This is a genomic window from Acidaminococcus sp. CAG:542, from assembly GCF_000437815.1.
Taxonomy (GTDB): Bacteria; Bacillota; Negativicutes; order Acidaminococcales; family Acidaminococcaceae; genus Acidaminococcus.
On record NZ_FR902035.1, the window covers coordinates 8,315 to 15,204 of the forward strand.

Sequence of the window (6,890 nt, forward strand, 5' to 3'; positions counted from 1 at the left end):
GATGGCAGCTGGCAGCCGGCAGACCGCCCGGGAAGGGCTGTTCCTGCTGCTGGCCTATGCCCTGGGGTTCTGTGTCCCCTTTCTTCTGGCGGCCCTGTCCTGGGAGAAATTCGGGCCCTGCCTGCGCCGGCACTACGCCTGGCTGCCCCGGATCCAGAAAACCATGGGCCTGTTCCTGATATTTTTCGGCATCCTGATGCTCAGCGGCATGACCCTGCGGATCATGGCCTTCCTGGCAGGGTAGGGAGGCCATGGATTTTCCTTCGTAATATTCTCTATTTTCAGATTTCTTCTCCATATAGAGTATGCTATAATGATTTTACAGTATACTGTAGAAGAATACGATACAATTTTTTACCAAAAGTTCTGCAAAGGAGGCTGGTTTGTATGGATGGAGAAGGAAAGAAGAAAAAAATCCCTCTGGCGGGGCAGATTTTCATTGCCCTGATCCTGGGTATCATTGCCGGGCTGGCCCTGCAGGGGAACGTGGCTTTTGCCGTCACCTACATTAAACCTTTTGGCACAATCTTTCTGAATCTTGTGAAATTCATCGTAGGTCCCATTGTGCTGTTTTCCATTATGGCAGGGGTGGTCTCTCTCAGTGATATCCGGAAACTGGGTTCCATCGGCGGCATTACCCTGGTCTATTACTTTATTACCACCGCCATTGCCACCACCATCGGCCTGATTATCGCCAACAGCTTCAAGCCCATGTTCCCGGTACTGTCCACAGCGGATCTGGCCTTTAAGGTGAAAAACACCAGCACTGGCCCCATGAAGATGCTGGTGGACCTGTTTCCCTCCAACTTCCTGGCGCCGCTGACCAGTGCCAACATGCTCCAGGTAATCGTTATGGCTCTATTGATCGGCATCGCCATTATCGCCCTGGGCCAGAAAGGGGAGAAGGCTGCTGATTTCATCAACACCTGGAACGATGTGTTCATGAAGGTCATGGAAATGATCCTGGCCCTGTCTCCCATCGGTGTATTCTGTCTGCTGTGCCCGGTGATTGCCCAGAACGGCACCGCGGTCATCGGTTCCCTGGCCAAAGTCATCCTCTGTGCCTACATTGCCTATGCTCTCCATGCCATCCTGGTGTATTCCATGGCAGTACGGGCCATCGGGGGCATGAGTCCCCTGAAATTCTTCAAGGGCATGATGCCTGCCATGCTGTTTGCCTTTTCCAGTGCCTCTTCCGTAGGGACCCTGCCCATTAATATGGAATGCGCCAACAAGCTGGGAGCCTCCAAGGAAGTCACCAGTTTCGCCCTGCCCCTGGGAGCCACCATCAACATGGATGGGACGGCCATTTACCAGGGCGTGTGCGCCGTGTTCATTGCGTCCTGCTACGGCATCGACCTGACCCTGCCCCAGATGCTCACCATTGTGGTAACCGCCACCCTGGCCTCTGTAGGGACGGCCGGAGTGCCCGGTGCCGGGATGATCATGCTGGCCATGGTGCTGGCCTCTGTGAACCTGCCGGTGGACGGCATTGCCCTAGTGGCTGGTGTGGACCGGATCTTCGACATGGGCCGGACCACCCTGAACATCACCGGAGACGCCTCCTGTGCCATTATCGTGACCCATTTGCTGAAGAAAAAGAAATAGATAGGAAAAGAGGGCTGTGAAAAATGATTTTTTCACAGCCCCTTTTTCATGCAAAATGCCGTACCCGCAGCTTGATCCCGCAGCTTTCTGCCACTTTCCGGCTGGCTTCGATCTGGTCCGGGGGCAGCACGTCCACCACGGTCATCCGGGTATCCGGGATCATTTTTTTGCATTCCCGGGCAAAATCCAGCATGGCCTGGTAGGCTCCCGGCAGGGTGGGGCGGGTCACCTTGTTGTAGTCCGCCTCATCCGGGGCGTTCAGGCTGATGGAAACCGCATCCAGCACCTGGGCCAGTTCCGGTACGATATCCCGGCCGTTTTCCAGGTTCCCCAGCCCGTTGGTGTTCACCCGCAGCTTCAGTTCCGGATGGATCTGCCGCACATACCGGGCCGTTTTCAGCATCAGATCCAGGGCACAGGTGGGCTCCCCGTATCCGCAGAACACCAGCTCTTTGAACCCGGTGAAATCAAAAGCATCCACCGCTGCCTTTACCTGTTCCCAATTGGGGTTCACCTTGTGCCACAGGGTGGGCGCATCCCCGATGCCCTCATGCTGGAACCGGACGCAGAACGTACACCGGCAGTTGCACAGATTGGTCAAATTGGCATAGACGCCATCTTTATAAGTATAAAGAATCTGAGCCATGATCATTCATCATCCTTTCTCCATGAAACAGTCTGGCTTTTACATCCTGTCTGTCCAGGACTCCGGCCACCAGATAATAGAACAGCAGACTGCCTCCGGACTGGAGAGCACTGCCCATAATGGAAGTCACCAGAGCTGCATAGGTCCCAAAAATCAGTCCTTCTGCCAGGTAATACCCGATGGTGGAAATGATCCAGGACAGGAACGGGGCGATCCGGTTCCGGGTGCACAGCAGCTTCTGGGCTTTCCAGGTAAAAGGCAGCGTAATCAGCGCCTTGATCACAATGGTGGCCGGTGCCCACATGGGTGCCATCAGCAGATCCGCCAGCCCGCCTCCAATGGCTGCCGCCACCAAAGCATAGGGCTGAGGCAGCAGGGACGCAGCCACGTAAATCAGGGTATCACCGAAATGGAGATATCCTCCATTGGATCCCATAGGGATATGACAGATATAGGCGGTGAACAGGCAGATCAGCCCGGCGAACACACCAGTCAGTACCAACAAATGGAGTTTTTCCTGTTCTGTTCGTTGTTGTTTCATCAGGTATCCTTCCTTTCAGCTTGGGAACCATGGGGCAGGGGAGGGGCCAGGAGCCCCAGATAGGGTTCATAATTGATGCCGTCATTGCAAGGGGTGTTTTCCCGCCGGGCATCCCCAATGCCCCTGGCAATGAACCCCACAGCCAGCCGGACTGCTTCTTCCAAAGACCTTTTCTGGAGCAGGGCCCCCAGGACCACCGCGGCAAACAGGTCCCCGGTGCCGGAATAACTGCCTCCCAGATGAGGACTGGAAACCACGGAGGATTTTCCTCCAGCCATTTTTACAATGAAATTCGAAAGAATCAGCGTTTCCCGGTTCTTATCCAGTACAGGGATCCCGGTGATCACCAGGGAACGGCCCTGGAAGCAGCCTGCTTTTTCTTCCAATATAGGGAACAGCGCTTCCGGATCTGTTTGTCCCAGTTTCTGGATGGGCCTCATATCCGTACCGGTGAGGATACAGAATTCCGTGAGATTGGGAGTCAAAAGATCCGCCTGGAAAGCCAGCTGCCGGACGGCCTCAATGGAAGCCTCGGTAAAGCCCCGGTAGGCCCTGCCATTGTCTCCCAGCACCGGGTCGCACAGGTACAGCACCCCGGGTCTGTGGAACCGGTCCAAAAAGGCCCGGACCTTTTCCGCTGCATCAGGCGTGGCAAGATACCCGGAAAGGATCCCGGCAAAGGAAACCTGGAGTTCCTGCCAGTGCTCCGTATAGTCATCCATACGATCGGCAAAGGACAGGCACCGGTATCCCGGGTAGCCGGTCTGGGATGTAAGCACTGCCGTAGGCATAGGACAGGCTTCGATGCCCATGGCTGCCAGCACGGCTATATCGGCTGTAAGCGAACATCTTCCCAGGCCGGAAAGATCATTGATGGCTGCAACACGCAGATGCATAACAAAAGCTCCTTTTGGTTAATATTGTAACGTTTTGACAAACTCTGTTATAACATAGAAACAATTGAAAGAAAAGGAACGGTTTGGGAAATTCTTGAGCCAAACCGTGTCTGAACGGCCGGAAGCACCGGTTCTCCAAGGCGCTTTATCCACACTATTTTACATAATATATATTATTGGACGTAAATTTTCTGGAAAACCAGAGATCTCGATTTGTCCAGAAACTGAGATTTTTCCCGGTATTTCCTTTGGGATCCTTCTTTCAGGACCGGGTTCCCGATCCGGCCGGGTCATTTTTCTGCTGATGCACCGGCCCTGGATTTTATTTTCATACTTCGGGATTTGGCCATACTCTTTAGGATTTATCCATACGGATTCACGGCTTGCACCTGGCTGGATTCCTGATTTTCTTCCAGGTTCCTGTTTCCTTTCTAAACACTCGTTTGACACACAATTGTTTTCCTGTTATACTTATTCTAATTAGATTGGACTCTTGTACCACAAATCCATCCTGTTCAAAGGAGATTTATACCATGACTGATACAGAAATGACGACGGATACGGAACAAAAGAAACCCTCCCGCTCCCATGGGATCAATGCCCGGCAGAGCCAGATCCTCGATTTTATCCGGCAGTACATCTTCACCAACGGCTATCCCCCTTCTGTGCGGGAAATCGGCAGTGCTGTGGGTCTGTCTTCCAGTGCTTCCGTCCACAACAACCTGAAAAAGCTGGCGGAAGCCGGTTTTGTCAGCTGGGATCCGGAAAAGCCCCGTACCTACGGGCTCCGGGAAGAAATCAGCTGGCGGAAGAAAAGCATGGTTCCGGTGCCTCTGGTGGGCGCTGTCCACGCAGGTGATCCCATGCTGGCTGTGGAAAACATCGAAGACACCTACCCCATTCCCCTGGATCTCATCGGCTGCAAGGAAGATGTGTTCATGATGGTGGTGGAAGGAGACAGCATGAAGAATGCCGGGATCCTGGACCATGATTATGTATTTGTCCGGAAACAGAATTATGCCACCAACGGGGATATTGTAGTGGCCCTCCTCAACGGGGAAGAAACCACCATCAAACGGTATTTCCGGGAACTGAAACAGATCCGTCTCCAGCCGGAAAATGATGCCTACCCTCCCATTGTGGGCACCGACAACATCGAAATCAAGGGAAAAGTCATTGCGGTATTCCGTACTTTATAAAGGTTGATGCCTTCCATAGGGCAAATTCCTTTCAGACGCTCAAATCTTTGATTTGAGCGTTTTTCTTTGGCTTTGCCATCCCAGTATAGCACGCATATGAAAACCAGCCTCTGAAGCGAAATTCAGAGGCTGTTTTTTGCTTTCTTATTTTTGCTTTTCCATAATCTGCCGGGCAGCGGCCATCACGGCGATCCGGCCGTGTTCAAAGGTCAGGCCCCCCTGCATGAACACCTTGTAGGGTGCCCGCATGGGTCCGTCGGCGCTCAGTTCGATGGAAGCCCCCTGGACGAAGGTACCGGCGGCCATGATGATGTCATCCTGATAGCCGGGCAGCGGAGAGGGGACCGGCGTCACATGGGCGTCGATGGGCGAATGGGCCTGGATGGCTTCACAGAAGGCACAGAGATTTTCCGGAGTCTTCAGGGTGATGGTCTGGATAATGTCACTGCGTACATCATCGGGCAGCGGGGACACTTCAAAGCCCAGGGACTGGAAAACGGAAGCAGCGAACATGGAGGTCTTCACCGCCTGGAGAGCTACATGGGGAGCCATAAAGAGCCCCTGATAGAATTCCCGGGCCGTATCCCCCAGGGTGCAGCCCATTTCACCGCCCAGGCCGGGAGCAGTGAGCCTGTAGGAAGCCTGTTCCACCAGATCCTTTTTGCCTACAATGTAGCCGCCGGTGGGAGCAAAGCCGCCCCCCAGGTTCTTGATCAGGGACCCGGCCATCAGATCGGCCCCCACTTCCGTAGGTTCCTTGTCCTCAATGAATTCCCCGTAGCAGTTGTCCACGAAGCAGATGATGTCTGGACGGACCTTCTTCACCGCCTGGCAGATCTCTCCGATTTCCCCTACAGTCAGGGTCTTCCGTTTGCTGCTGTAGCCGCAGGACCGCTGGATGTGGACCAGACGGGTCTTGGGGGTGATGGCAGCCAGGAGGGCAGGGATGTCCGGATGGTCCCCTTCCATGGGGATTTCCTTGTAGGTGACTCCCAGGTCCACCAGAGAGCCGGGAGTCTTCACCGGATGGCCGATAATGGTCTGCATGGTGTCGTAGGGTTCCCCGGTGGCTCCGATCATTTCATCCCCGGGATGAAGATTCCCCAGAAGGGCCACAGCCAGAGCGTGGGTGCCGGATACGAACTGGGAACGGACCAGGGCGGATTCCGTCTTGAAGATATCCGCATAAATCAGGTCCAGCTGGTCCCGGCCCATGTCAGAATAGCCATAGCCGGTGGTGGGCTTCAGGTAAAAATCGGCCACCTGGAACTTGGCAAAGGCGTCCAGCACCTTTTTGGTGTTCACCAGGGCCGCGGCTTCATGGCTTTTGGTATGCTGGGCAACGGTGTCCAGTGCTTTCCGTTCGATTTCATCCCATTGTATATCCATTGGAATTGATTTCCTCCTTAATTGCTTGATTAATTGATGCTTTTATTTCCGGACATAGGGGGCCAATTTCTCTCCCAGGCCCTTGTCCATCCGGGCCCGGATCAGGATCCCGGTTTCCCCGTAGGTTTCCGAAAGGACCTGGGCCTCTTCATGGAGCCGGGCGGCCAGCCTGCTTTCCCCATAGGGAATGGACAGTTCCAGTTCCACCCGGTCCTGCCCTAAAAGCCGGGCCAGGTTTTCCAGCAGTTCCGGTACCCCTTCTCCCGTACGGGCGGACAGGCACAGGGCGTCCTCTTCCTGTTCCAGCCGGTGCCGGAGGCCTTCGTGCTGGGTCAGCCGGTCCACCTTGTTGTACACGGTGAGAATGGGCTTTTCAGTGACTTCCAGTTCCTGGAGCACCTGGTACACCGCCTCTGACTGTTCCCGGTACAGCTCGTGGGAGCAGTCGATTACATGGAGCAGCAGGTCCGCATCCTTCACCACTTCCAAGGTGGATTTGAAAGCGGCCACCAGCTGATGGGGCAGCCGTTGGATAAACCCTACGGTATCCGTCAGGGTGCAGTGGCTCCCATCCGGAAGTTCCAGTTGCCGGGTGGTAGGGTCCAGGGTGG

8 protein-coding genes and 1 pseudogene are annotated in these 6,890 nt (G+C 54.7%); 3 read left to right on the top strand and 6 right to left on the bottom strand.

The features are described from left to right. Positions 1 to 244: pseudogene (locus QVO43_RS02215) on the top strand (cytochrome c biogenesis protein CcdA); the annotation flags it as partial. 143 nt (positions 245 to 387) lie between these two features. Further along, complete coding sequence (locus tag QVO43_RS02220; protein ID WP_022486978.1) at positions 388 to 1,608, top strand: dicarboxylate/amino acid:cation symporter; 1,221 nt, start codon at positions 388 to 390, stop codon at positions 1,606 to 1,608. Between the two features lie 46 nt (positions 1,609 to 1,654). Here QVO43_RS02220 and QVO43_RS02225 read toward each other — a convergent pair whose 3' ends face one another. The 4 genes from QVO43_RS02225 to QVO43_RS02240 form a co-directional block, all read right to left on the bottom strand. Further along, positions 1,655 to 2,254: a TIGR04100 family radical SAM protein gene (locus tag QVO43_RS02225; protein ID WP_288174347.1), complete on the bottom strand. Its 600-nt coding sequence runs from the start codon at positions 2,252 to 2,254 to the stop codon at positions 1,655 to 1,657. Beyond that, positions 2,229 to 2,795 (bottom strand): TIGR04002 family protein, encoded by a 567-nt coding sequence (locus QVO43_RS02230; RefSeq protein WP_022486980.1) that lies wholly within the window; start codon positions 2,793 to 2,795, stop codon positions 2,229 to 2,231. The genes QVO43_RS02225 and QVO43_RS02230 overlap by 26 nt, the downstream gene beginning before the upstream one ends. Beyond that, a complete protein-coding gene (locus QVO43_RS02235) occupies positions 2,795 to 3,691 on the bottom strand; it encodes a bifunctional hydroxymethylpyrimidine kinase/phosphomethylpyrimidine kinase (RefSeq protein WP_022486981.1) in 897 nt (298 codons plus the stop codon). The genes QVO43_RS02230 and QVO43_RS02235 overlap by 1 nt, the downstream gene beginning before the upstream one ends. Positions 3,692 to 3,850: 159 nt before the next feature. Further along, entirely contained in the window at positions 3,851 to 4,141 is a 291-nt protein-coding gene (locus QVO43_RS02240; protein WP_154488079.1) for a hypothetical protein, read from the bottom strand. 98 nt (positions 4,142 to 4,239) lie between these two features. Between QVO43_RS02240 and lexA the strand changes: the two genes are divergently transcribed. After that, a complete protein-coding gene (gene lexA, locus QVO43_RS02245; RefSeq protein WP_154488113.1) occupies positions 4,240 to 4,890 on the top strand; it encodes a transcriptional repressor LexA in 651 nt (216 codons plus the stop codon). A 144-nt stretch (positions 4,891 to 5,034) separates the two neighbouring features. On the opposite strand, the gene QVO43_RS02250 is transcribed toward lexA, so the two are convergent. Both QVO43_RS02250 and QVO43_RS02255 read right to left on the bottom strand, forming a co-directional pair. Beyond that, on the bottom strand, positions 5,035 to 6,279 hold the full coding sequence (locus QVO43_RS02250; RefSeq protein WP_022486983.1) for a methionine gamma-lyase family protein: 1,245 nt from the start codon (positions 6,277 to 6,279) through the stop codon (positions 5,035 to 5,037). 42 nt (positions 6,280 to 6,321) lie between these two features. Continuing rightward, the coding region (locus QVO43_RS02255) for a GTPase (protein WP_288174348.1) at positions 6,322 to 6,890 on the bottom strand (569 nt) is incomplete at its 5' end.